This is a genomic window from Aeromonas sp. FDAARGOS 1415 (genome assembly GCF_019048365.1).
Lineage (GTDB): Bacteria > Pseudomonadota > Gammaproteobacteria > Enterobacterales > Aeromonadaceae > Aeromonas > Aeromonas taiwanensis.
Genome location: NZ_CP077363.1, coordinates 2,933,789 through 2,957,392 on the forward strand (window position 1 = coordinate 2,933,789; position 23,604 = coordinate 2,957,392).

General features: G+C 63.0%; 23 protein-coding genes. 15 read left to right on the plus strand and 8 right to left on the minus strand.

What is annotated here, in order from left to right:
* Positions 1–382 precede the first annotated feature (382 nt).
* The 4 genes from malE (at position 383) to I6L45_RS13985 (ending at position 5,404) form a co-directional block, all read left to right on the plus strand.
* Positions 383–1,564: a maltose/maltodextrin ABC transporter substrate-binding protein MalE gene (gene malE, locus I6L45_RS13970; RefSeq protein ID WP_043761590.1), complete on the plus strand. Its 1,182-nt coding sequence runs from the start codon at positions 383–385 to the stop codon at positions 1,562–1,564.
* Between the two features lie 75 nt (positions 1,565–1,639).
* Entirely contained in the window at positions 1,640–3,295 is a 1,656-nt protein-coding gene (malF, locus tag I6L45_RS13975; protein ID WP_134696568.1) for a maltose ABC transporter permease MalF, read from the plus strand.
* 12 nt (positions 3,296–3,307) lie between these two features.
* Positions 3,308–4,198 (plus strand): maltose ABC transporter permease MalG, encoded by an 891-nt coding sequence (malG, locus tag I6L45_RS13980; RefSeq protein ID WP_010674251.1) that lies wholly within the window; start codon positions 3,308–3,310, stop codon positions 4,196–4,198.
* Positions 4,199–4,267: 69 nt separating this feature from the next.
* A complete protein-coding gene (locus I6L45_RS13985) occupies positions 4,268–5,404 on the plus strand; it encodes an ABC transporter ATP-binding protein (RefSeq protein ID WP_043761584.1) in 1,137 nt (378 codons plus the stop codon).
* A 111-nt stretch (positions 5,405–5,515) separates the two neighbouring features.
* On the opposite strand, the gene I6L45_RS13990 is transcribed toward I6L45_RS13985, so the two are convergent.
* A complete protein-coding gene (locus I6L45_RS13990) occupies positions 5,516–6,910 on the minus strand; it encodes a PLP-dependent aminotransferase family protein (RefSeq protein ID WP_216982370.1) in 1,395 nt (464 codons plus the stop codon).
* A gap of 111 nt (positions 6,911–7,021) precedes the next feature.
* On the opposite strand from I6L45_RS13990, the gene I6L45_RS13995 reads away from it, so the two are divergent.
* Both I6L45_RS13995 and I6L45_RS14000 read left to right on the plus strand, forming a co-directional pair.
* Positions 7,022–7,783, plus strand: a complete 762-nt coding sequence (locus tag I6L45_RS13995) for a transporter substrate-binding domain-containing protein (protein WP_216982371.1) — start codon at positions 7,022–7,024, stop codon at positions 7,781–7,783.
* 9 nt (positions 7,784–7,792) lie between these two features.
* Entirely contained in the window at positions 7,793–8,866 is a 1,074-nt protein-coding gene (locus I6L45_RS14000; protein WP_216982372.1) for a succinylglutamate desuccinylase/aspartoacylase family protein, read from the plus strand.
* A 66-nt stretch (positions 8,867–8,932) separates the two neighbouring features.
* On the opposite strand, the gene ppk2 is transcribed toward I6L45_RS14000, so the two are convergent.
* On the minus strand, positions 8,933–9,760 hold the full coding sequence (ppk2, locus tag I6L45_RS14005) for a polyphosphate kinase 2 (protein ID WP_043761575.1): 828 nt from the start codon (positions 9,758–9,760) through the stop codon (positions 8,933–8,935).
* A 176-nt stretch (positions 9,761–9,936) separates the two neighbouring features.
* On the opposite strand from ppk2, the gene I6L45_RS14010 reads away from it, so the two are divergent.
* Positions 9,937–10,737, plus strand: a complete 801-nt coding sequence (locus tag I6L45_RS14010) for an alpha/beta fold hydrolase (RefSeq protein ID WP_216982373.1) — start codon at positions 9,937–9,939, stop codon at positions 10,735–10,737.
* A gap of 81 nt (positions 10,738–10,818) precedes the next feature.
* On the opposite strand, the gene I6L45_RS14015 is transcribed toward I6L45_RS14010, so the two are convergent.
* The 3 genes from I6L45_RS14015 to I6L45_RS14025 all read right to left on the minus strand — a co-directional run bounded on the left by I6L45_RS14015 (position 10,819) and on the right by I6L45_RS14025 (position 13,187).
* Positions 10,819–11,628: a MipA/OmpV family protein gene (locus I6L45_RS14015; protein ID WP_210548349.1), complete on the minus strand. Its 810-nt coding sequence runs from the start codon at positions 11,626–11,628 to the stop codon at positions 10,819–10,821.
* A 230-nt stretch (positions 11,629–11,858) separates the two neighbouring features.
* Entirely contained in the window at positions 11,859–12,929 is a 1,071-nt protein-coding gene (locus tag I6L45_RS14020; protein ID WP_134696556.1) for an AI-2E family transporter, read from the minus strand.
* Between the two features lie 21 nt (positions 12,930–12,950).
* Positions 12,951–13,187 (minus strand): sulfurtransferase TusA family protein, encoded by a 237-nt coding sequence (locus I6L45_RS14025; RefSeq protein WP_043761567.1) that lies wholly within the window; start codon positions 13,185–13,187, stop codon positions 12,951–12,953.
* 127 nt (positions 13,188–13,314) lie between these two features.
* Between I6L45_RS14025 and I6L45_RS14030 the strand changes: the two genes are divergently transcribed.
* The gene (locus I6L45_RS14030; protein ID WP_231557897.1) at positions 13,315–14,769 is read left to right on the plus strand and encodes a M48 family metalloprotease; all 1,455 of its coding nucleotides are present in this window, start codon (positions 13,315–13,317) and stop codon (positions 14,767–14,769) included.
* A 72-nt stretch (positions 14,770–14,841) separates the two neighbouring features.
* On the opposite strand, the gene I6L45_RS14035 is transcribed toward I6L45_RS14030, so the two are convergent.
* Positions 14,842–15,330, minus strand: a complete 489-nt coding sequence (locus I6L45_RS14035) for a TlpA disulfide reductase family protein (RefSeq protein WP_216982374.1) — start codon at positions 15,328–15,330, stop codon at positions 14,842–14,844.
* 58 nt (positions 15,331–15,388) lie between these two features.
* Between I6L45_RS14035 and arsC the strand changes: the two genes are divergently transcribed.
* The 3 genes from arsC (at position 15,389) to I6L45_RS14050 (ending at position 17,441) form a co-directional block, all read left to right on the plus strand.
* A complete protein-coding gene (gene arsC / locus I6L45_RS14040; protein WP_043761564.1) occupies positions 15,389–15,739 on the plus strand; it encodes an arsenate reductase (glutaredoxin) in 351 nt (116 codons plus the stop codon).
* Positions 15,736–16,110, plus strand: a complete 375-nt coding sequence (locus I6L45_RS14045) for a DUF2069 domain-containing protein (protein WP_216982375.1) — start codon at positions 15,736–15,738, stop codon at positions 16,108–16,110. The genes arsC and I6L45_RS14045 overlap by 4 nt, the downstream gene beginning before the upstream one ends.
* Positions 16,111–16,370: 260 nt before the next feature.
* On the plus strand, positions 16,371–17,441 hold the full coding sequence (locus tag I6L45_RS14050) for a linear amide C-N hydrolase (RefSeq protein WP_216982376.1): 1,071 nt from the start codon (positions 16,371–16,373) through the stop codon (positions 17,439–17,441).
* 39 nt (positions 17,442–17,480) lie between these two features.
* Here the strand turns inward: I6L45_RS14050 and I6L45_RS14055 are convergent, their stop codons facing one another.
* Positions 17,481–18,080, minus strand: a complete 600-nt coding sequence (locus I6L45_RS14055; protein ID WP_210548352.1) for an ACP phosphodiesterase — start codon at positions 18,078–18,080, stop codon at positions 17,481–17,483.
* 405 nt (positions 18,081–18,485) lie between these two features.
* Here I6L45_RS14055 and I6L45_RS14060 point away from each other — a divergent pair, with 405 nt between their 5' ends.
* Both I6L45_RS14060 and iadA read left to right on the plus strand, forming a co-directional pair.
* Positions 18,486–19,268 (plus strand): ABC transporter substrate-binding protein, encoded by a 783-nt coding sequence (locus I6L45_RS14060; RefSeq protein WP_216982377.1) that lies wholly within the window; start codon positions 18,486–18,488, stop codon positions 19,266–19,268.
* 58 nt (positions 19,269–19,326) lie between these two features.
* Positions 19,327–20,457 (plus strand): beta-aspartyl-peptidase, encoded by a 1,131-nt coding sequence (gene iadA, locus I6L45_RS14065; RefSeq protein ID WP_216982378.1) that lies wholly within the window; start codon positions 19,327–19,329, stop codon positions 20,455–20,457.
* Positions 20,458–20,549: 92 nt separating this feature from the next.
* Here iadA and I6L45_RS14070 read toward each other — a convergent pair whose 3' ends face one another.
* Positions 20,550–21,452 (minus strand): lysine exporter LysO family protein, encoded by a 903-nt coding sequence (locus tag I6L45_RS14070; protein WP_043808820.1) that lies wholly within the window; start codon positions 21,450–21,452, stop codon positions 20,550–20,552.
* Between the two features lie 532 nt (positions 21,453–21,984).
* Between I6L45_RS14070 and I6L45_RS14075 the strand changes: the two genes are divergently transcribed.
* Positions 21,985–22,755 (plus strand): ABC transporter ATP-binding protein, encoded by a 771-nt coding sequence (locus I6L45_RS14075; protein ID WP_043761558.1) that lies wholly within the window; start codon positions 21,985–21,987, stop codon positions 22,753–22,755.
* Between the two features lie 64 nt (positions 22,756–22,819).
* Positions 22,820–23,593, plus strand: a complete 774-nt coding sequence (locus I6L45_RS14080; RefSeq protein ID WP_043808824.1) for an ABC transporter substrate-binding protein — start codon at positions 22,820–22,822, stop codon at positions 23,591–23,593.
* Positions 23,594–23,604 lie beyond the last annotated feature (11 nt).

Genomic DNA, 23,604 nt, shown 5'->3' on the forward strand with positions numbered 1-23,604 from the left:
TCAAATTTTGCAAAAAGGCACCGGAGCGCCCTCCGGTGCCTTTTTATTTAAGGGGTGATGAAGTTGGAAACCGGTGCGGTACTTTTGCTAACACATAAATCAAAATAATGCGGATGAAAGGGTTTTCAATGTGATGAAATCCCTTTCATTGGTGTAAATATATTTCTTTTCGGTAATTTAATTTCCGAATCTTGGCAAAAATATGGGGGTGACTCTCGCTAAGTCGCTGAAATAAGAAAATGTTTTCATAACTTTCTGGAAGAAAATACGTAATTGCATTTCAAAAATGCGAGGCGTGTCATGTGAGGCGTTGACCGCTTGGGATAATATTCACCTTGCACACAATGCTCTTACAGCGCGGAACTAATACAAGGAAAGGCTCATGAAAAAGAAATTGCTGTCATCCCTGATCGGTCTGGCTACCCTGGGCGTGGCTTGCTCTGCCACTGCTGCGATTGACGAAGGTCAGCTGACCATCTGGATCAACGGTGACAAGGGCTACAACGGCCTGGCCGAAGTCGGCAAGAAATTCGAAGCCGAGACCGGCATCAAGGTGACCGTCGCTCACCCGGATCAGGTTGAAGTGAAATTCCAGCAAGCCGCCGCTACCGGCAACGGCCCGGACATCTTCTTCTGGGCTCACGACCGTTACGGTGAGTGGGTCAAGTCCGGTCTGCTGGTGCCCGTGACCCCGAACGCCGCCACCAAGGCCAAGTTCGAGCAGTTCGCCTGGGATGCCATGACCGTCGATGGCAAGACCTACGGTTACCCGGTCGCGGTTGAAGCCGTCAGCCTGATTTACAACAAGGATCTGTTGCCCAACCCGCCGAAGACCTTCGAAGAGATCGCCAAGATCGACGAAGAGCTGAAGAAGAATGGCAAGCGCGCCATCATGTGGGCCTATGACACCCCCTACTTCAGCTACCCCCTGGTGGCTGCCAACGGTGGCTACGCCTTCAAGAAGACCGCCACCGGCTATGACGTGAAAGATACCGGCGTGGCCAACGCTGGTGCCAAGGCTGGCGTGGGCTACATCTCCGAGATGATCAAGTCCGGTCACCTGGAGAAGGGCATCGACTACGGTGTGATGGATGCCAAGTTCAACAAGGGCGAAGTGGCCATGATGATCAATGGTCCCTGGGCCTGGAGCAACCTGGACAAGAGCGGCATCAAGTACGGCGTCGCGCCGCTGCCGACCCTGAAGGGTCAGCCGGCCAAGGCCTTCGTCGGCGTGCTCGGTGCCACCATCAACGCCGCCAGCCCGAACAAGGATTTGGCCATCGAGTTCCTCGAGAACTACCTGCTGACCGACGCCGGTCTGGCGCCGGTGAACGCCGACAAGCCGCTGGGCGCCGTGGCCCTGAAGTCCTTCCAGAAGACCCTGGAAGCTGACCCTAACATCAAGGCCACCATGCAGAACGCCCAGAATGGCGAACCGATGCCGTCCGTGCCCGAGATGAGCCGTTTCTGGTCTTCCTTCGAAACTGCCCTCAAGAACGTCACCTCTGGCCGTCAGAGCGTTGACGAAGCGCTGGATACCGCTGCCAAGCGTATCGTTCAGTAAGCACGCACTATCCGGGAGGCCGCCACGGCCTCCCACTCTCTCAAATCTCTCTTGGCGCAATAAAGGTTAATTGGCATGGAAGTAGTACCTGCTCTCGAATCCTATGCCGGTCCGAAGAAAGACAAGTACGTCTGGCTAAAGTGGACCATGGCGGCACTGATCGCAGTGCTTAATGGTTATGCGGCCGTGATGATGTATGCCAGCGGTGAGTGGGTGTTTGCCCTGCTCGATCTGGTGGTCGTCTCCGTCGGTCTCTATGTCTTCATGAACAAGAAGACCTATGCCCACCGCTATATTTTCCCCGGTGTGGCAGGCATGGTTGTTTTTATCATCTTCCCTCTTGCCTACACCATCGGCATCGCCTTCACCAACTATTCGGGGTCCAACCTGCTCTCCATCGAGCAGGCACGGGATTACCATCTTAAAAAAACCTACAAGGTGGCGGGCGGTGAATTCGATTTCACCCTCCTGGGTGGTGAGAACAATCAGTTTCAGCTTCTGCTGCAACAGGACGAGCAATCCTTTATCAGTCAACCTCTTACTCTGCTGAACAACAAGGCCCGTGAACTGGCTGTCCGTGAAGGGCGAGTCCATGACGAGCCCCAGGTGGTTCAGCTGCAACCTCTGGCTGGGGAGGCGACCGACAAGGCGGCACCCATCCGTGCCATCGTCGATCACCGCACTCACCTGAGCGCGCTGGATGTGGTGCTGCCCGAGGGCAACATCCACCTGACCCTGAGCAGCCTGCGCAAGTTCGCCGCCCAGAAGCCGCTCTATACCCAGCTGGTCGACGGCGTCGTGCTCAAGTCGGGCGTGATGATCAAGGACAGCAACCTGCTGCGTGACAACCAGAGCGGCGAGCTGATGCTGCCCAACGGTGACACCGGCTTCTACCAGTACATCGATGCAGAAGGCCACTTCGTCGGCAAGGGCGTTGCCCCCGGTTTCGTGGTGAGCGTGGGTTGGAAAAACTTCATGCGCATCATGACCGACCCGGGCATCCAGGGTCCCTTCATGCAGATCTTCGTCTGGACCGTGATCTTCTCCGCCTGCTCGGTGGCGTTCACCCTGGCGATCGGCATGGTGCTGGCCTGTCTGGTGCAGTGGGAACAGCTCAAGGGGCGCGGTTTCTACCGGGTCATGCTGATCCTGCCCTATGCCATTCCGGCGTTCATCTCCATCCTGGTGTTCAAGGGCCTGTTCAACCAGAACTTCGGCGAGATCAACCTGTTCCTGGAAGCGGCGTTCGGCATCAAGCCTGACTGGTACACCAACCCCTTCCTGGCCAAGGTGATGATCCTCATCGTCAACACCTGGCTCGGCTACCCCTACATGATGATCCTCTGCATGGGCCTGCTCAAGGCTATCCCGGAAGATCTCTACGAGGCGTCCGCCATGGATGGGGCCGGTCCGGTACAGAACTTCTTCAAGATCACCGTACCGCTCCTGATGAAGCCGCTGACACCGCTGCTGATCGCATCCTTTGCCTTCAACTTCAACAACTTCGTACTTATCCAGCTGTTGACGAACGGGGCACCGGACATCATAGGGGCCACCACGCCGGCCGGGACCACCGACCTGCTGGTGAGCTACACCTACCGGATTGCGTTCCAGGGCTCGGGTGGTCAGGACTACGGTCTGGCCAGTGCCATCGCCACTGCCATCTTCCTCATCGTGGGTGCGCTGGCCTTGCTCAACCTGAAATTGTCCAAAGCCGACAAGCAACTGTAAGGAGGCTTCAACATGGCAATCGTACAACCCAAGTCTGTCAAATACCGGGTGTGGGCAACCCACCTGGTGATGTGGGGCTTCCTGGCACTGATCATCTTCCCGCTGATCATGGTCATCGCCATCTCGTTCCGTAACGGCAACTTCTCGGTGGGGGAGATCATCCCCACCAATCCGACCCTGGATCACTGGAAGCTGGCGCTCGGCATGTCCATCACCAACGCCGACGGCAGCATCACGCCGCCGCCGTTCCCGGTGCTGACCTGGCTGTGGAACTCCATCAAGGTCGCGGGCATCACCGCCCTGATGATAGTGGTGCTCTCCACCACCTGTGCCTACGCCTTCGCCCGTCTGCGGTTCCGTGGCAAGTCCACCATCCTGCAGGGCATGCTGATCTTCCAGATGTTCCCGGCGGTGCTGGCCCTGGTGGCCATCTATGCGCTGTTCAACAAGATCGGTGACTACATCCCCTGGCTGGGTCTCAACACCCACGGCGGCCTGATCCTGGCCTACATGGGGGGTATCGCCCTGCACGTCTGGACCATCAAGGGCTACTTCGAGACCATCGACTCATCCCTCGAAGAGGCGGCGGCCATCGACGGTGCCACTCCATGGCAGGCGTTCCGGTTGATCCTGCTGCCCCTGTCGGTGCCCATCCTGGCGGTGGTGTTCATCCTGGCCTTCATCGGTTCCATCACCGAGGTGCCCATGGCCTCCATCCTGCTGCAGGATGTGAACAACCTGACTCTGGCGGTCGGTGCCCAGCAGTACCTCTATCCGCAGAACTACCTGTGGGGTGACTTCGCCGCGGCCGCCGTGCTGTCCGGCTTCCCCATCACGGTCGTCTTCCTGCTCGCCCAGCGCTGGCTGGTGGGCGGTCTCACCGCCGGTGGCGTGAAAGGTTAAGGTTCATGGCCGGGGGAGCCGACTCCCCCCGCCGTCACGATTTGCAAAGATTCAAGAGCGGAGCTCGACATGGCTGAAGTAGTACTCAACAACGTTCGCAAAAATTACGATCCGGCTGTCCACAAGGACACCCTGCGCAATATCAACCTGGCCATCAAGGAAGGGGAGTTCATCGTCTTCGTCGGCCCGTCCGGTTGCGGCAAGTCCACTTTGCTTCGGATGATCGCCGGTCTGGAAGACATCACCAGCGGCGAGCTGACCATCGGCGGGCGCTACATGAACGACGTGCCGCCGGTGGAGCGCAACGTCGGCATGGTGTTCCAGTCCTACGCCCTCTACCCGCACATGAACATCTACGAGAACATGGCCTTCGGCCTCAAGCTCAAGAAGATGGACAAGGAGAGCATCCACAAGCGGGTGATGCGCGCAGCTGAAATTCTGGGCCTGGAGCCTCTGCTGGACCGCAAACCCAAGGCGCTCTCCGGCGGTCAACGCCAGCGGGTCGCCATCGGCCGCTCCATTGTGCAGCAGCCCCAGGTGTTCCTGTTTGACGAACCGCTGTCGAACCTCGACGCCGCCCTGCGGGTCAAGATGCGCATCGAGATCGCCAAGCTGCACAAGGAGCTCAACTCCACCATCATCTACGTGACCCACGACCAGGTGGAGGCCATGACCCTGGCCAACCGCATCGTGGTGCTGAGCCCCCTCAAGGGCGAGGCGGCCACCAACCTGGAACAGTTCGGCACCCCGCTCGAGCTCTACCACAACCCGGACAACAAGTTCGTGGCGGGCTTCATCGGCTCCCCCAAGATGAACTTCCTGGCGGGCGAGCTGGTGGAGATCGGCGAGCGGGAGTGTCTGGTCAAGCTGACCACGGGCGACAACGTGCGGGTGCGGGTCGATGCGCGCCGCGGCGCGGTCGGTGACAAGGTGGAGCTGGGTATTCGCCCGGAACACCTGGTGCCGCTGGGCCACGCCCATGCCGACAGCCGGGTGAGCGGCGTGGTACAGGTTGCCGAGCACCTGGGGGCGGAATCCTTCGTCTACATGGACGTGGGCGGCCACGACTTCACCGTCAAGGCGAGCTCCGACGTGGACGTGGCCACCGGTCAGGAGTACAGCGTCGGCATCCCGGCCGAGGCGTGCTACCTGTTCGATGCCAAGGAGCAGGCGTTCCCGCGCACGGCCAAATATATCCGCACCTGATCGGGATCAGGATGCCGGGGTTTTCCCTTCTTCACGTTCAATGCCTTTTGCCGGTCGCAAGACCGGCTTTTTATTGCCTGTCATCCAGGATGCCCATCGCGCGGTGCGCCATCATGCCCCCTCCTGTCGGCGGGCCCAGCCTTGCAGAAAGTCGAGCAGGGGCTGGTGGCTGTATGCCAGGTTGCACCTCAGCCAGGGCGTGGGCGGGGCATCGACCCGAAACTGGCTGCCCGGGGCCAGCAACAGCCCCTCGGCCAATGCGGCCTCGCTCAGGGACAGGGCATCCTGATGGGGTGCCGGCAGCCTGACCCAGGAGAAGAGCCCGCCTTGGGGAGGACAGAAACTCTGCCAGCGGATCCGCTCCAGCCCCTGTTGCCAGCGTTCTCCGGCCCGCATCAGCCTATCCCGCAGTCGCTGCTGCTCTTTCGGGGTGTCGGGATCCTTGAGCATCCGCAGCACCAGGCGCTCCGCCAGCTCGGAGGAGGCGATGGCGTTCATCACCTTGTAGCGCAGCAGGCGGTCGGTACGCTCTGCACTTGCCAGCAGATAACCCACTCTCAGGCCCGGTGCCAGTGCCTTGGCAAAGCTGCCGATGTAGATGATGTGCTCCAGACCCGCCAGCGCCGCCAGGGTCGGGGTGGCGCTCTGGGTCAGGGCCGCGCTCACGTCGTCCTCGACGATCAGGCAGTGGTGCTGCGCCGTGAGCTGCAAGACCCGGAACGCGGTGGCGGCCGAGTAGCTGGCGCCGGTGGGATTGTGCTGGCGCGGGTTGGTGAAGAAGGCCTTGGGCCGTGCCAGGTGCAGCTGCTCGGCCAGCGCGGTGCAATCAGGGCCCTGGGCCGTCCAGGGGACGCCCATCACCCTCATGCCGGCGTGTTGCAGCAGGGCGATGAGGTTGCAGTAGCCCGGATCGTCCACCAGCACGGTGTCGCCAGCGCGAAGTTCCGATTGCACCACCAGCGCCAGGGCCTGGCTGGCCCCCTGGGTCAGCAACACCCCCTGCGGATCCACCGGGATGCCGAGCGCCTCGTGGTGTTGCCAGAGGTGCTGGCGCAGCGGCTGCCAGCCTGCCGAGTGGCCGTAGGCGATGCCGCCGTCGGCCTCTCGCCCCTGCTGGCGCAGGGCGCGTTGCAGGATCTGGGTCGGGTACCACTGGCTGGGAAGCCAGCCACAGCCCGGCTGCACCACCTCGGGGCCCGGGGTGATCCTGTGGTCGGTCAGCCAGCGGGCATCGGGGACGGGGGGCGGTGCCATGGGCGGGGCCAGCGGCGTGCGGGCCACATAGTAGCCATCCCCCCGTCTGGCGAGGATCACCCCCTGCTGTACCAGCCGGCTGTAACTGTCGGCAACGGTGAAGGTGCTGATGCCAAGGGTAGTGGCGAGCTGGCGTACCGAGGGCAGGCGCTGGCCAGGCGCAAGCTGGTGCCCGGCGATGGCCTGCCGGATGGCGTGCATCACCTGCTGGATCAGGGAGCCCTGGGTCGGGTCGAGAGAGAGGAAGGGCATACTGTAGTGGCTCTTTGACCTATACGGTTGGGGCGGTTGTTAATGGATTGTATATGTAACGTATAGGGCAAATGCAATAGTGTCGAGCCATCTACCCAGAGGAGTGACACCATGAAACGAGCCCTGTTATTACTCACCGGCCTGCTGTTTGCCCAGTCCGTTCTGGCCGCTCCCGTCCTTCGCATCGCGACCGACGGGACCTTCCCGCCCTACAGCACGGTCAATCCGGACGGTTCGCTGGCCGGGTTCGATGTCGATATCGCCAATGCGTTGTGTGCCGAGATGAAGGTGACCTGCGAGCTGAGGCAATACGACTTCGACGGCATGATAGCCGGGCTCAAGGCCAGAAAATTCGACATGATCGTCGCCTCCATGGCGATCACCGAGGAGCGCCTGCGCCAGATAGCCTTCAGCGACAAGTACCAGGGGGGTTACTCCCGTTTCATGGGGCCTCGGGAGACGACCCTGAGCGGTGAGCCCGCCGCCATGGTCGGCAAGCGGATCGGCGTGCAGCTTGGCTCCATCCAGGAGAACTATGCCAAGGATGTCTATGGCAAGGCGGGGGCCGAGGTGCGCACCTATGGTTCGGCAGAGCAGGCCTGGCTGGATCTGATGGCGGGTCGGCTGGATGCCATCGTGGTGGAAATCGGCGTCGGCATGGAGTTCAGGAAGCGGGAAGGGGCGGCCGGGTTCGACTTTTTCGGCCCCAGGATGAATGACCCCGCCTACTTCGGCACCGGCTCAGGTATCGCGGTGCGCAAGCAGGACGCCCGGTTGCTGGGGGAGGTCAACAAGGCGCTCGGTACCCTGCTGGCCAACGGCACCTACAAGCAGATCAACGACAAGTACTTCGATTACGACCAGTACGAGTAAGGGGGCGAGATGCACGAACTCAAGCTCCCCCTGCCCGGTGGCACGCCGGGCAGTCAACGAGTGTTGCAGGCCTGGGAATTTGGCAGCTGCGGGCCCCTTGCCTATCTGCAGGCGGGTCTGCATGCCGACGAGTTGCCCGGGGTGCTGGCCCTGCATCACCTGCGCCGGCATCTGATGGCCCTGGAGCAGCAGGGAGCCCTGCTGGGACGCATCCGTCTGGTGCCCCAGGCCAATCCCATCGGTCTGTCCCAGTGGCACCTGGGGTTGCATCAGGGGCGCTTCCTGGCCGCCACCGGGCAGAACTTCAACCGGGGATATCCTCTGCTGGTGGCGAAGGGGGAGGCGATCCCACCCCACCTGACGGCGCGGGAACTGCTGCTGGCCAGGCTGGCCGAACGGCGTCCCCGCGGCGAACTGGCGTGGCTGCAGCACACCCTGTTTGGCTGGGCGCTGGAGGCCGAGCTGGTACTGGACATCCATTGCGACAGCGACGCCCTGCTGTACCTCTATGGCCACGCTCGCCAGCGCAGCCAGATAGCGCGCCTCGGGGCCTGTCTCGGGGCCGAGGTAATGCTGCTCAGCGAGCAGGCGGGGGGCATGTCCTTCGATGATGCCCTGCTGCAGAACTGGTATGCCCTGATGGAGGGACCACAGGTGCCGGTCGCGGTGACGGTGGAGCTGAGGGGACAACAGGATGTGGCCGAACATCTGGCCGAACAGGATGCCCGGCGGCTGCTGGCCTGCCTGCAGGAGCGGGGCTGGATTGACCCTGATTTCAGCGCGCCTGTCGATCACTTCGCGGCGATCGAAGGCGTGGTGACGCCACTCTCGGCCGTGGAGGTGATCCCGGCCCCGGCGGCGGGGATCCTGAGCTACGAGGTCGCCCCCGGGGATCGGGTACTGGCGGGGCAGCGGGTAGGCTGGCTGACGGATGCACAGACCGGGGAGCGCATTGCGCTCAGCGCACATCACGGTGGCCTCTGTTACGCCAGGGTGCTCAACCGGCTGGCCTGCGCCGGGGATGAGGTGATCTTCCTGGCCGGTGAGGTGCCCCACCGGGAAGGAGACTTGCTGAGTCTGTGAGTCGCCGGCAGAGACGTTGGGTCAGATTGGCTGGCCAGCCAGAGCGGCGGGCCAGGCCGGTGTGTCTCAGTGAGCGTCCTTGGTGTCGAACTCGGCGGTGACGTCCGGCACGAAATGCTGGCTGGAGAGCGGCGGGCGCTCGTAGCCCTCGGTCTTGATGGGGGGCAGCTTGATGGGTTCGTAGTGGATCGCCTCGTAGGGCACCTTGCCCAGCAGGTGGGAGATGCAGTTGAGGCGGGCACGGCGCTTGTCGTCGGCTTCCACCACGAACCAGGGGCAGTCCTCGGTGTCCGTGTAGGTGAACATGTCGTCCTTGGCGCGGGAGTACTCTACCCAGCGCGAGCGGGACTGCAGGTCCATGGGGCTGAACTTCCAGCGCTTGATGGGGGTGTTGATGCGCTCCTTGAAGCGCTTCTCCTGCTCCTCGTCACTGACCGAGAACCAGTACTTGATGAGGGTGATGCCGGAGCGGGTCAGCATCCGCTCGAACTCGGGGCAGGCACGCAGGAACTCGCGGTACTCCCCGTCGGTGCAAAAGCCCATCACCCGCTCGACTCCGGCCCGGTTGTACCAGGAGCGGTCGAACAGCACCATCTCCCCGGCGGCGGGCAGGTGGGCCACGTAGCGCTGGAAATACCACTGGGTACGCTCCCTGTCCGACGGTGCGGGCAGGGCGGTGACCCGGCAGACCCGGGGGTTGAGGGGCTCGGTGATCGCCTTGATGACGCCCCCCTTGCCAGCGGCGTCCCGCCCCTCGAACAACACCACGACTTTGAGCCCCTCCTGCTTGACCCACTCCTGCAACTTGACCAGCTCCTCCTGCAGGTGGCCGAGGTGATGCTCATAGGTCTTCTTGTCCAGACGGGGGCGTTTCTTGCTCTTTTCCTTGGCCATCTGCCTCTCCTTGATGAGTCCTCTTGTGAGTCACCCCAGCTTGCACCAGGCAGGCACCACTGCCAAGAGGGGCGTGATACACTGCCGCTCCGTCAGCCGCTGGCAACAGAAAACAGATGAAGCCATTGATGGTGAGTCGCGCTGCCGTCTCATCACAGTTGGCAACAGGAGAAAACATGAAGCAGTTTATGGAGATAGCGGGCCGCCGCATGGCCTATCTGGACGAGGGGCAGGGCCCGGCGCTGCTGTTTGGTCACAGCTACCTGTGGGACAGCGCCATGTGGGCGCCCCAGATCGAGGCTCTCAAGGGGCAGTACCGCTGCATCGTGCCCGAGCTCTGGGGGCACGGGGATTCCGATGCGCTGCCGCCCGGCCCCTGCACCCTGGCGACCCTGGCCCGGGATCATCTGGCGCTGCTCGACGGCCTCGGCATCCAGGAGTGCGTGCTGGTGGGGCTCTCCATCGGCGGCATGTGGGGCGTGGAGCTCGCGCGCATGGCGCCTGAGCGCCTCAAGGGCCTGGTGCTGATGGACAGCTTCGTCGGCCTCGAGCCCCAGATCACCTGCGAGCGCTACCTCGGCATGCTGGCCATGATCGAGCAGCTCGGCGCCGTGCCTGCGCCCATCGCCGAACAGGTGGCGCCGCTCTTCTTCGCCAATGCGCCGGACGCAGCTCTGATGGCCGATTTCAAGGCCCGCTTGGCGCAATGGCCTGCCGACAAGGTGGCGAGCCTGGTGGCGGTAGGGCGCAGCTTCGTGACCCGGGAGGATCGCATCGACTGGCTCGAAGAGATGACGCTGCCCGCGCTTGTGATGACGGGGTGCGAGGACAAGGCCAGGCCGGTGCTGGAGGGCTATCTGATGGCCGAGGTGCTGGGTTGCCCGTTCAGGGAGATCCCGGCCGCAGGCCACATCTCGACCCTGGAGAATCCCGCCTTCGTCAACACCGCGCTGGGGGCGTTTCTGGCCGGGCTGTGAGGGAGACGTCTTGCCGGATAGCAAAGAAGGGAGCCATGGGCTCCCTTCCTGTTGTTGATGCCTGCTGACGACAGTGCCGGCTTACCAGATATAACCGACTCCGACGCCTGCATAGAGTTCGCCATCGTGCTGGACGATGGGGCTGTTCGCGGTGTCGTTGTCGTACAGCTCGTAGTTGGCGGCAAACATGCCGATCCAGTGGGGGGTGAAGCGGTAGCTGGTAATGATGGCAGCCATGGGGGAGAAGGTGGTGCCGGTGTCCCACTCGGGACGCTGTGCCCTGGCTTCGTTCCCGGAGACGCCGCCGAAGTAGTAGTTCGCCATCTTGTCACTGCGGATCATCACCCCCATGCCGGGCATGATGAGCAGCTTGTCACGAATGATGGGGAAGTCGGCCCACAGCAGCCACTCCTGGCCCTTGCTGGTGCCGGTCACGTCCGTGCTGAGGCGGGTGCTGAGCAGGGCGTAGGGGGTGATGAGGCTGGCACCGACGCCCCCCTCCAGCTCCCATTCGCGCTTCTCCATGCCGGCCAGCTCGGGAGCATCGTCGGGATCCAGGTTGCCGAAGCGGACCCGGCCAAAGCCGTAGGCGGCGAAGCTGTCATCCTTGTGGAAGTAGTAGCGAGCCCTGTCCCCGAGGAACATGAACTGATCGCCGAAGTAGACGGCACCGGGCAGGACCAGGGCGGTGTCATCCTGCCCCTGGTAGCGGGCATCCCCACCGATGACGGCGCCCCCCAGTACCAGCCCCTTGGGCACCGGGCTGGTCGGGCTGTCCTGCACGAAGATGTCGAGGGAACCGAGATCGATCTCGGCCCGGACGGGGGATGAGAGCAGCAGTGCCAGAAGGGCACCAAGAGAGGCATGACGCAGGGCCGGGGCTGGGAGCATGGCAACATCCTTATTGGTCGCTGACCTGAACAGTGATGACTGAATATGGTGGCGTAGCCAGTTAAGCCGATTTTTGTTTTGGATTCAAACCGATAGAGCAAAAAGAGTACATTGTGCCCGGAGTGGTTTTCGTTCGGAGCTTTTGGGCGGGCGTGGACGGCCTCCCCGCACGGGGATGGGCCACCACCGGCAAGGGGCGAAGTCCGGCCTCGCCCCTTGCCGTGGCGTCGTCAGGGGGCGGGGCGGGGGAGCTCTTCCCGCTTGGGCCAGGCGTTGAGCACCGCCTTGACCAGGGTCGCCAGGGGAATGGCGAAGAAGACCCCCCAGAAACCCCACAGGCCGCCAAACACCAGGACGGCGATGATGATGGCCACCGGGTGCAGGTTGACCGCCTCGGAGAAGAGCAGGGGGACCAGCAGGTTGCCGTCCAGGGCCTGGATGACCAGATAGGCCACCATCAGCCAGGCGAAGTCGGGGGTCAGGCCCCACTGGAACAGGGCCACCATGGCGACGGGCACGGTCACCGCCACCGCCCCTATGTAGGGGATGAGCACGGAGAAGCCGACCGCCACCGCCAGCAGCACGGAGTAGCGCAGCCCCATCAGGGCGAAGGGGATGTAGGTGGCCACACCGACGATGAGGATCTCGATCACCTTGCCGCGGATATAGTTGATGATCTGGTCGTTCATCTCCACCCAGACCCGGTTGACCAGGGTGCGGTTGCGGGGCAGGAAGCGGCGCAGACCGGCCATCAGCACCTGCTTGTCCTTGAGCATGAAGAAGACCATCAGGGGCACCAGGATGGCGTAGATAAGGATGGCCACCACGTTGATGAGGGAGCTCAAAGAGGCGCTCACCAGCTGTTCGCCACCGGTCAGGATGCGCTGGCGGATGTTGTCGATGATGGTCTCGACCAGGCTGACGTCGATGATCTCGGGGTATTTTTCCGGCAGGGTGCGCACATAGTCCTGGGCATGGGCCAGCATGGCGGGCGCCTCCTTGGCCAGGTTGACCCCCTGGCTCACCAGCGTCGGGATGAGCCCCAGCAGCAGCGTGGCCGTCACCGCGATGAACAGCAGCAGTACCAGGCTGGTGGCCAGGGTGCGGGAGAGGCCGGTGCGTTGCAGGCGGCTGACCGGCCACTCCAGCAGATAGGCCATCACCAGCGCCACCAGAAGCGGTGCCAGCAGATCGCCAAACAGCCAGATGACGGCAAAGCAGAACACCAGCAGCAGGAAGAGGGTGACGGCGTCAGGGTCGGAAAAACGGGTCTGATACCAGCGCTTCAATACATCTAACATCGAGGCTTCCTTGAATGACGGTCAGGACGAGGGCGGCCTCATGGCAACCTCGAGCCGCAGGGAGAGACGGGTGGGGGACTCCTCCAGCGACTGGACGCTGTGGCCCTGGCGGCGCAGATAGGCAGGAATGTCTTGCCTTGAGCCGGGATCCGCCAGAAGAATGAGCAGAGACTGACCGGGCCGAGCCTGGCGCAACCAGAGCTTGAGCCGAATGAGCGGCTCGGGACAACGCCAGGGGGTCAGGTCGAGCTGTTCCATGAGATTTCCATCGCGTGGGTGGTCGTCATTATGGCCGTGATGGCAGGATGAAACAACGCTTGTGGGCCTTGAATGGCAAGGGTATTCTGCCGATGCCCGCTGGGGTCTGATTGGAGATAGAGATAACGTGGCACGTTTTTCCCCCCTGATAGCATCGCTTCCCCTGCTGGTCACCCTGATGGGTGCGACCTTCCATGCCCAGGGGAGCAACCAGTTGCCCGACATCGGTACCGCCGGCGTCGCCGCCCTCCCCATCGAGCAGGAGGTGCGCTATGGCAACGCCTTCATGCGCTTTGCCAGGGCCGGGCTGCCCATCATCGATGATCCCGTGTTGAACGAATACATCGACGATCTGGGCCAGCGGTTGCTGACCAATGCCGACGGGGTACGTTTCCCGTTCACCTTCTTCCTCATCAACGATCCCAGCATCAACGCGGCCGCCTTCCTCGGTGGCCGGGTCAAGGTGCACACCGGTCTCTTCCTCTACGCGGAGAGCGAGAGCGAGCTGGCCTCGGTGCTGGCCCACGAAATCACCCACGTGACCCAGCGCCACATCGCCCGCTACATGGAGGCGCAGGCGAGCAGCTCCGCCATGACCCTGGCCGGCCTGGTGGGCTCCATCGCGCTGGCGGTGATCAACCCCACCGCCGGCATCGCCGCCCTGCAGACCACGCTGGGCTTGTCGATGCAGTCGGCCATCAACTACACCCGGGACAACGAATACGAAGCGGATCGCATCGGTATGAAGACGCTGTATGACGCCGGGTTCGATCCCATGGGCATGGCCAACTTCTTCCAGAAGCTGGCGGCGGAGTACCGCTACGCCAGCAAGCCGCCGGAGATGTTGCTGACCCACCCCCTGCCGGAGACCCGGATCAGCGAGGCCCGCGCCCGTGCCGGCAGCTATGGCCGCCGCGCCCTGGCGCCGAGCCTTGACTTCTGGCTGGCCAAGGTGCGCATCCAGGTGCGTTACGGCACCGAGACTCCCCAGGGGCTGCTCACCTACTTCGACAGCCGCCTGCAGAAGGGGGATTACCCTCTCAAGGACGCCGCCATCTATGGCAAGGCGCTGGCTCTGCTGCAGCTCAAGCGCACCGACGAGGCCGACGCCCTGATGCAGGAGCTGGCCGGCCGCCACCCGGAGGATCTCTTCGTGGTGGACGCCCTGACCGACATCGATCTCGCCAAGGGGCGCAGCGCCCAGGCCATCGCCAGGCTGGAACGCTTCCGCACCCGGATGCCGGACAACGAGGTGGTGGTGGTGAACCTCGGCAACGCCTATCTGGAAGGAGGCAACTACAAGAAGTCCATCGCCATTCTGGACCCCTATGCCCGGGAGCACGATGAGAACAGCCTGGCCTGGAGCCTGCTGTCGGATGCCTATCGCAAGGCGGGCAGGATGACGGATCTGCACATGGCGCGGGCGGAGACCCTCTCCCTGCGCGGGGACTACCAGGCGGCCATCGACGAGCTGATCGTGGCCCGCGGCACCACCACCGACAAGCTGACCCTGGCCCGCATCGAGGCGCGCATCACCCAGCTGGAGCGGGCCAAGAAGGATCTGGACAGCCTGAAGGGCTAATCGGCCCCGCACAGGGTCTGGCAAGACGGGGCGCACCGGCGAGGGGCGCCCCGTTTCGTTGTGGGCGTTCGCTCACGGCGCCGTGGAGGGGGCCAGGGCCCGCGCCTTGAGGGCGGCCAGTTTGGCGTCATCGAGCTCTCCCACCAGGGTCTCCTGCAGTCGCCCCTCACGGTCGAGCAGGTAGCTGGTGGGCAGGGCCCCTGGTTTGGGGAAGGGGAGGCGGGCGTCGTCCTCGGGGATCATCAGGGGCACGGTTATCCCATGGCGCCGGCCCAGCTCGGTCAGCTCGGCGGGGGTGGCGGGATCATAGTGAATGGCGATCACCCCGATCCGCCCCTCCCGGTGCAGCGCCGCGAGCAGGGGCATCTCCCGCAGGCAGGGGGCGCACCAGGGGGCGAAGTAGTTGACCAGCAGCGGCTTGCCCTCGAACGCCGTCAGGCTGACCCGCTGGCCCGCACTGTCGGTGAAGTGCGGCGCTGGCGAGCAGGCCGTCAGCAGGGTTGCCACAATCAGCCAACAGATCCGTTTCATTTCCATAGCCTTCCCGCTTACCCTGCCCATCCGTTTCCCCTACAATAGCGCCATTTGTTGTCCCATCTTGCAATATCAGGGAGTTACCATGAGCGAGACCCAAATCTACCACAATCCGCGCTGCTCCAAGAGCCGCGAAACCCTGGCCCTGCTGGAACAGCAGGGGGTCGTCCCTGAGGTGGTGCTCTATCTGGAACAGGCGCCGAGCGAGGAGGCCATCCGCACCCTGCTGAGCCAGCTGGGTTTCAGCGACCCGCGCCAGCTGATGCGCACCAAGGAAGATCTCTACAAGGAGCTGGGACTGGCCGAGCAAGAGGGGGATGCCCTGATCACCGCCATGCACCAGCATCCCAAGCTCATCGAGCGCCCCATCGTCATCAAGAACGGTCAGGCCCGCATCGGTCGCCCGCCGGAGCAGGTGCTGGAGATCCTCAAGTGAGCACCCGCTTCGCCCGCCTGCTGACCCTGGTCGGCTTCTTCGGCCTGCTGGGCTGGGTCCTGCTGTGGCATCTGTGGCTCTCGCCCCACTCGGGTCTTGCCCCATGGCTGTTGCCGGTGATCTGGACGGTGCCGCTGCTCTTCCCCTTGAAGGGGATAGTGCAGGGCAACCCCTACACCCATGCCTGGGGCAACTTCGTGCTGATGCCCTACTTCCTCCATGCCCTGACGCTCATCACCACGGATGAGGGGGAACGCTGGCTCGCAGTGGTGGAGCTGGTTTTCACCACGCTCGCCTTCGTGGGCACTATCTATTACGCCCGGCTGCGCGGCCGGGAGCTGGGGCTGAGCATTCGCAAGAAGAAGGGCTGAGCCCGGCCCGCCCGCACTCTGGTCGCGGGCGGGACATGTCTGAAACCGTCGCAGCCCCTTCGGGGGGAGAAGTGCGGTGCCGGCCAGGTGTCGCCCGGTTCACTCCCCCTATCTATCTGATTAATGTGTAAATAACCCTCTTTGCCTGGGAGATGTCCGTTTTTCTTGGCGGCGCGGCCCGGCAGATAAATCGGCCTCCATCGAACACCTTTAATCCTAAAGGGGTATGCTTGGGTTTTCACCAGACTCGAGTGATTCATATGAAAATGCCGTTTTCCCCCCTGTTCCAGAAGACCCTGTTGGCCCTGACCGTCTCCCTCTCCGTCAGCTCCCTGGCCGATGCCTGTACCCGCGCCGTCTATCAGGGGGAGGGCGCTTTGGTGGTGACCGGCCGGACCATGGACTGGCGCAGCGCCATGCCCACCAACCTCTGGGCTCTGCCCGGCGGCATCGAACGGGAGGGGGCGGCCGGTGCACACTCCATGACGTGGACGGCTCGCTACGGCTCCGTGGTGGCGGCGGGCTTCGATGCGGGCACCGCCGACGGCATGAACGAGAAGGGGCTGGTGGCCAATCTGCTCTATCTGACCGAATCCCAGTACGTGACCCCGAGTGACAGGGATCCCCGCAAGACCCTCTCCATCTCCCTGTGGGCCCAGTATGCCCTGGACAACTTCGCCACCGTGGCGGAGGCGGTGGCGGCGCTCTCCCGGGACGAGTTCTATGTGGTGACCACCCTGACCCCGGATGGCAAACCGGGCCAGCTGCACCTCTCCCTCTCGGACGCGAGCGGGGACTCCGCCATCTTTCAGTACGTGGGGGGCAAGCTGCAGATCTACCACGACCGCAGCTACCAGGTGATGACCAACTCGCCGACCTTCGACAAGCAGCTCGCCCTCAACGAGTACTGGGAGGAGATAGGCGGTCTCACCATGCTGCCCGGCACCAATCGCTCGGCGGATCGCTTCGCCCGCGCCTCCTTCTACATCAAGACCCTGCCGAGGACGGAGCAGGCCAACGAGGCGGTGGCCGGGGTGATGAGCGTGATGCGCAACGTCTCCGTGCCCATGGGGATCAGCACCCCGGATCAGCCAAACATCTCCACCACCCTGTGGCGCAGCGTGGCGGATCAGCAGCATCGGCGCTACTTCTTCGAGCTGACCCACCTCCCCAACACCTTCTGGGTGAGCATGGACAAACTGGATCTTCGCCCGGGGGCACCGGTCAGGAAGCTGCCGCTGACCGAGCAGCAGCTCTATGCCGGCGAGACGGCGGACAAATTCGTCCCGGCCAAGGCGTTTACGTTCCTGCCGGCCAGCCCGAAGGCCTGAAGCCCCGCCCTCACGACAACGCCCCGCCAGGGGCGTTTTTCATGGCAGATCGCGGCGTGCGGCGATCTGCTCTTCGCAAAAGCGCATCAACTCAGGATAGAAGTGCAGGAAGCCGTGCTCCGCCTCGCGCCAGCGCGGTTCATCCAGGGTCAGGAGCGCCTCCCCGAGGGGCAGGGGGCGACGCAGGCGGCGCCCGATGCCGTCGAGGGCCGCACCCACCCCTTCCCGATATTGGTAGGAGGCTAGCCAGTCCTGCTCGGCCATGCGCCGCAGGGCCATCGGCAGCCCCTGGGGCAGGCGGTGATGATCTTCGAGCAGCTGGGCATAGCTCTGCTGCAGGAAGCGGGGCAGGGGGGCGCCACTGAATTGCTGCCAATGCAGGGAGAGCCAGTGATCGTAGAGCATGTCCACCAGGATGCCGCCAAAGCGGCGCCAGGGGGCCTCGAACCCGGCGACTGCCGCCCGGTGGCTGGGGTGGGCGTCGGTGAAGGCATCTATCTTGCGGTGCAGCCAGATCCCCTCGTCGAAGGGGGCAGGCAGGCCCGTGGGCAGCGGGCCCTTGATGAAGTCCCCCAGCAGGTTGCCGGTGAGGGAGCTCCGGGTATGGGCCGCCAGATGGAGATGGGCCAGAAAATTCATGGATGGGGCTCACGAGCAGGGTGTTGACGGGATGATCCGAGCCTAACGGATGCCGGCGGGATTGACCATGGGCAGGATTTTTCATCGCGCCCCCAGCGCCCCCTTGCGGGGAAAATTTGGGGCGTGTTAAGGTGCATGTCATCTTTGTCACAGGACGCGACAAATCACCATGATGCGCAATGCCAGAGGCTTTTTTCTGGCCTTCTACTTCAAGCCTTTCTATCTCTCCGAGTGGTTCGACGAATAAGTCGAGGCCCCGGAGCAGTTCATTGACGCCTGCCAATCGAATGATGCCCCTGGCGGCGTAATCCTGCTCATCTGCAATTTGCCGTTTTTTGGCCATCGCTTGCCCGCGCTTGCGATGCCTTGACCGCGCCTGTGCGCTTTCTATGTAATGGAGTACTCATGATGAAGACCACACTGACTCTGTCAGCCCTGTTTGCTGCCTGCCTGCTGACCACCCCCGTCACCGCCAAGGAGTGGAAGACCGTTCGTTTCGGCGTGGAGGGGGCCTACCCTCCCTTCTCCTGGACCGACGCGTCGGGGGAGATTAAAGGCTTCGACATCGATCTGGCCAACGCCCTGTGCCTGCAGATGGCCGTCAAGTGCGAGCTGGTGGCCCAGGATTGGGACGGCATGATCCCGGCGCTGCTGTCGCGCAAATACGACGGGATCATCGCCGCCATGTCGATCACCGACGAGCGGCGCAAGAAGGTCGACTTCACCGAGAAATACGCCCGCATTCCGAACCGCTTCGTGGCGGCCAAGGGCACCGAGCTGACGCTGACGCCGGAGGGCATGGCGGGCAAGCGCATCGGGGTGCAGCGTGCCACCACCCACGACAAGTATCTGACCGACAACTTTGGCTCCAACGTCACCATAGTGCGCTATGGCAGTGCCGATGAGGCCTACCTCGATCTGAAGGCGGGTCGGGTGCTGGCCCTGCTGGCGGATGCCTCGGCCATCGATCAGGGGCTGCTCAGCAAGGAGGGAGGCGACAAGTTCGAGTACGTGGGGCCGGCCCTGACCGATCGCCAGTGGTTTGGCGACGGCATGGGGATCGCGGTGCGCAAGGGGGATCAGGATCTCAGGGCCAAGCTGAACGAGGCGATCAAGGCCCTGCGCGCCAACGGCAAGTATCAGGAGATCAACCAGAAGTACTTCAAGTACGATATCTATGGCGGTTGATGGGTAACAGGCAGAGCGAGCTTGCTCCCTCTTTTTTCATGCAGCAAGGAGATACCCCATGTTGACACTGATCGAGGGGGCCGAGGTATTCAGTCCGGCCCCCCTCGGCCAGCAGGATCTGCTGATGGCCGATGGTCGCATCGCCTGGATGGGCAAGGGGTTGACGGTGCCAGCTGACTGGCCGCTGGCCCGCATCGACGGCCGTGGCCGCTACCTGGTGCCGGGGCTGGTGGACCCGCTCGCTCACATCACGGGGGGCGGAGGCGAAGGGGGCTTTGCCTTTCGTACCCCGGAGCTCGCGGCGAGCGAGGCCCTGCAAGCCGGGGTCACGACCCTGGTGGCGGCGCTCGGCACCGACAGCCTGACCCGCACGCCGGCCCAGGTGCTCGGCAAGGTGCGGGAGTTTCGCGCCGCCGGGGTGAGCGCCTTCATGTACACCGGTTCCTACCACCTGCCGGTCAAGACCCTCACCGGCTCGGTGGAGTCGGACATCATGCTCATTCCCGAGGTGCTGGGGGTGGGGGAGGTGGCCATCAGCGACCACAGATCCAGCGCGCCGACCCATGACGAGCTGGCGCGGCTGGCGAGCGAGGCGCGGGTGGCCGGGCTGCTCGCGGGCAAGAGCGGGGTGAGCTTCTTCCATCTGGGGGATGGCCGGGGGGCGCTGGCGCCGCTGCGGGCTCTGCGAGACGGCACCGACATCCCGCTGCGCCAGCTCTACCCCACCCACTGCAACCGCAACCCCTGGCTCTTTGCCGAGGCCATCGAGTGGGGGCGGGCCGGCGGCTGGGTCGATCTCACCGCCTCCAGCTTCCCCGATCTGCTGGACGATGGCGAGCAGCTGGCGGCGGATGCCCTGGTGGCGCTGCTGGCCGCCGGTGTGCCCAGAGAGCGCATCAGCTTCAGCTCGGACGCCAATGCCAGCCTGCCACGTTTCGACGGCGAGGGGCGCCTTATCGAGCTGCGTTGCGGCCAGATAGGGAGCCTGTGGCAGCAATTCAGCCGGGCCTGTGCCCTCGGCGTGCCCCTTGCCAGCGCGCTGGCGGTGGTCACGGCCAACCCGGCCAGGGCGCTGGGGTTGACCGGCAAGGGGACCCTGGGTGTGGGGCAGGATGCGGATCTGCTGCTCATCGACCCCGAGACGCTCGTCATAGCGCGGGTGATGAGCGGCGGCCAGTGGCGAGCCTGAGTGGCCGCACCAACCGGGTCTCTCCATTCCCGCTCACATACAAAAAGCCCGGCACTGCTGCCGGGCTTTGTTTTTTGCTGTGCATGCCCCGGTCAGATGGCCAGGAACCCCAGGATCAGAATGGGACCGAGCAGGCTCAGGATGAAGCCGGAGACGATGGCCACCGGCACCACCTGGATGCCGCCGGATTTCTGGATCACCGGCAGGGTGAAGTCCAGCGCCGTGGCCCCGCCGTAGCCGATGGCCGCGCTGGGGTGGCGACGCATCAGCACCGGGATGATGAGGATGGCGATGAGCTCGCGCCCCAGATCGTTGATGAAGGCGGCCGAGCCCAGCACTGGGCCCAGCTTGTCCGCCACCAGGATGCCGGAGAGCGAATACCAGCCGAAGCTGGAGCTCATGGCCAGCCCGTGGGCAAAGGGCATGCCCAGCAGTTGGGCGGCCAGCAGGCTGCCAAGCCAGCTGCTGAGGATGACGGTGGCGGCGATCTTCATGCCCCAGGGGTTGAGCAGGATCTGGCGCAGGTGCATGCCGGAGTTGCGCATCTGGATGCCGATGAGCAGCAGGAGCAGCATCAGGGCCCACTCGCTCAACTTGTCGATGGGCAGGGCGCGCAGGTCGACCAGCAGCCCCAGCAGAACGCCCCCCAGCACCACGAAGCAGAGCTGGAGGGATTCCCACAGCAGGTGCAGCTTGCTCGGCATCTTGCCGTCGATGGTCTCGTGGGTGGGGGGGGAGCGCCTGTCCAGCCACCAGAGGGCCAGCAGGTTGCACAGGGTAATGGCGGCCAGCATCACGCCGGCCACCTTGAAGATCACCGCCAGGTTGCTGCCCAGGTTCTCCACGTAGGCGAGCCCCAGCCCCATGAGAAACAGGATGAGATAGACCATCTTGCCCAGAGACTGGTTGACCAGCTTGATCAGTCGGGGGGAGGAGAGGGGAACCAGATAGCCGATCACGAGCGGCAGCAGGATCAGCAACACATTGAGCAACATTGGGGCCTCGGTCACAAAACTGGGAGAAACGGCACATTATCACGACTTGTTGCATCTGTGTCACATATCAGTGAGTTTGCATGCCCCGTGCGGGGCTTTTTTATCACATTGTTATGTTTTCTTGACGAACGAGGAGAGGGACAGGAGACAGGAAAGCAGGGGACATCGCCAGTGAAATCAATTCCATCCCCATAAAATCACGCGCTAGCCCAGGCCGCCTTGGGTGAATAAAGTCGTTTTGAGTGACATCTTGGGGGAATGGTGGAATATTCTTGCTACCAGTGCGTTACGGGTATAAAAGGTCGGTGTGACAGGTCAGGTTGAAAACGAATTTTATGCAGACAAAGTGCTGAAAAATACCAAGCTGACCAATAAAAATACAGATAAAACACCAAATACCTCGGTTCTGTATTGTTTTTTAACTATCTGAATGATATTTTCGCTGAAGGTTGCCATCGGTTAACGTTTTGTTAAATGAACGATGGCGGTGTCACGCCGAAGCGGCGTCTAGGGACAGACAAGGTTGTAATGGATGAGCGACGTTGCCGCACTGGAAGTTCGTGATCTGCACAAGTACTTTGGCACCCACGAAGTGCTCAAGGGCATCGATATGACGGCCCACAAGGGGGATGTTATCTCCCTGATCGGCTCCTCGGGTTCGGGGAAGTCGACCTTTCTACGCTGTATCAATCTGCTGGAAACCCCTTCATCGGGTAGCGTCTCCCTGCACGGAGAACTGATCCGGATGAAGACCAGCCGTTCCGGCGAGCGGTTGCCGGAGGACATGCGCCAGGTGGAGCGTATCCGCAGCCGGCTGGCCATGGTGTTTCAAAGCTTCAATCTCTGGTCGCACATGACCATCATGCAGAACATCATCGAAGTGCCCATCCAGGTGCTCAAGGTGCCCCGTGCCGAGGCCATCGCCAAGGCGGAACACCTGCTCAACCGGGTTGGCCTGTGGGAGCGTCGCGACTACTACCCCGGTCACCTTTCCGGCGGTCAGCAGCAGCGGGCGGCCATCGCCCGTGCGCTTGCGGTGGATCCCGAGGTGATGCTGTTCGACGAGCCCACCTCGGCCCTCGACCCCGAGCTGGTGGGGGAGGTCCTCGGCCTGATGCGCGAGCTGGCGGAAGAGGGGCGCACCATGATGGTGGTGACCCACGAGATGTCGTTTGCCCGCGACGTGTCGAACAAGGTGATGTTCCTGCACCAGGGGCGGGTGGAGGAGGAGGGCAATCCCAAGGAGATCTTTGCCCATCCCAAGTCGGAGCGATTCAAACAATTCATCTCCTCCATCTATTGATGGACGGGAGTCAATTTCACAATCCGTACTTTCAACGATCGACGTGTTTATCAAGGAGAGATACATGAACAAGCTGATGCTGGCGACCGCCGTGATGACGGCCCTGTGTTCCGGTAGCCTGATGGCCAAGGAGTGGAAAGAGGTGCGTATCGGGGTGGAAGGGGCCTACCCCCCCTTCTCCTGGACCGAGCCGAGCGGCGAGGTGAAGGGTTTTGACATCGACATCGCCAACGCCCTGTGCGAAGAGATGAAGGTGAAGTGCACCCTGATCAAGCAGGATTGGGACGGCATCATCCCGGCGCTGCTGTCGCGCAAGTATGACGCCATCATCGCCACCATGGACATCACCGAAGAGCGCAAGAAGAAGGTGGACTTCACCCAGAAGTACCAGCACATTCCGGCCCGCTTCGCCGCCAAGAAGGGCACCGAAATCCAGCTGGACAAGGCCTTCATGGATGGTAAGACCATCGCCGTGCAGCGCGCCACCTCCATGGACACCTACATCACGGACAACTTCCCCAACGCCACCATCAAGCGTTATGGCACCGCTGACGAGGCCTACCTCGACCTGAAATCCGGCCGTGTCGACTATGTGATGGCCGACTCCGCCGCCATCAGCGACGGCCTGCTGAAGAAGGAAGGGGGCGATGCCTACGAGTTCATCGGCCCGAAACTGACCGATCCCAAGTGGTTTGGCGAGGGTGCCGGTATCGCGGTGCGCAAGGCTGACAAGGATCTGAAAGAGAAATTCAATGCCGCCATCCTGGCCCTGCGTGCCAACGGCAAGTACAAGGAAATCAACGACAAGTACTTCGACTTCGACGTGTACGGCGAATAAGCCGCAAAACG

Coding starts and splice junctions, on each gene's coding strand:
- I6L45_RS14000 (WP_216982372.1), top strand. CDS start 7,793: ATGCACGAACTCAAGCTCCCCCTGCCCGGTGGCACGCCGGGCAGTCAA.
- I6L45_RS13995 (WP_216982371.1), top strand. CDS start 7,022: ATGAAACGAGCCCTGTTATTACTCACCGGCCTGCTGTTTGCCCAGTCC.
- I6L45_RS14050 (WP_216982376.1), top strand. CDS start 16,371: ATGAAAATGCCGTTTTCCCCCCTGTTCCAGAAGACCCTGTTGGCCCTG.
- I6L45_RS13985 (WP_043761584.1), top strand. CDS start 4,268: ATGGCTGAAGTAGTACTCAACAACGTTCGCAAAAATTACGATCCGGCT.
- I6L45_RS14080 (WP_043808824.1), top strand. CDS start 22,820: ATGAACAAGCTGATGCTGGCGACCGCCGTGATGACGGCCCTGTGTTCC.
- iadA (WP_216982378.1), top strand. CDS start 19,327: ATGTTGACACTGATCGAGGGGGCCGAGGTATTCAGTCCGGCCCCCCTC.
- I6L45_RS14035 (WP_216982374.1), bottom strand. CDS start 15,330: ATGGGCAGGGTAAGCGGGAAGGCTATGGAAATGAAACGGATCTGTTGG.
- I6L45_RS14070 (WP_043808820.1), bottom strand. CDS start 21,452: ATGTTGCTCAATGTGTTGCTGATCCTGCTGCCGCTCGTGATCGGCTAT.
- I6L45_RS14055 (WP_210548352.1), bottom strand. CDS start 18,080: ATGAATTTTCTGGCCCATCTCCATCTGGCGGCCCATACCCGGAGCTCC.
- malE (WP_043761590.1), top strand. CDS start 383: ATGAAAAAGAAATTGCTGTCATCCCTGATCGGTCTGGCTACCCTGGGC.
- ppk2 (WP_043761575.1), bottom strand. CDS start 9,760: ATGGCCAAGGAAAAGAGCAAGAAACGCCCCCGTCTGGACAAGAAGACC.
- arsC (WP_043761564.1), top strand. CDS start 15,389: ATGAGCGAGACCCAAATCTACCACAATCCGCGCTGCTCCAAGAGCCGC.
- I6L45_RS14075 (WP_043761558.1), top strand. CDS start 21,985: ATGAGCGACGTTGCCGCACTGGAAGTTCGTGATCTGCACAAGTACTTT.
- I6L45_RS14025 (WP_043761567.1), bottom strand. CDS start 13,187: ATGGAACAGCTCGACCTGACCCCCTGGCGTTGTCCCGAGCCGCTCATT.
- malF (WP_134696568.1), top strand. CDS start 1,640: ATGGAAGTAGTACCTGCTCTCGAATCCTATGCCGGTCCGAAGAAAGAC.
- I6L45_RS14020 (WP_134696556.1), bottom strand. CDS start 12,929: ATGTTAGATGTATTGAAGCGCTGGTATCAGACCCGTTTTTCCGACCCT.
- I6L45_RS13990 (WP_216982370.1), bottom strand. CDS start 6,910: ATGCCCTTCCTCTCTCTCGACCCGACCCAGGGCTCCCTGATCCAGCAG.
- I6L45_RS14015 (WP_210548349.1), bottom strand. CDS start 11,628: ATGCTCCCAGCCCCGGCCCTGCGTCATGCCTCTCTTGGTGCCCTTCTG.
- I6L45_RS14010 (WP_216982373.1), top strand. CDS start 9,937: ATGAAGCAGTTTATGGAGATAGCGGGCCGCCGCATGGCCTATCTGGAC.
- malG (WP_010674251.1), top strand. CDS start 3,308: ATGGCAATCGTACAACCCAAGTCTGTCAAATACCGGGTGTGGGCAACC.
- I6L45_RS14060 (WP_216982377.1), top strand. CDS start 18,486: ATGATGAAGACCACACTGACTCTGTCAGCCCTGTTTGCTGCCTGCCTG.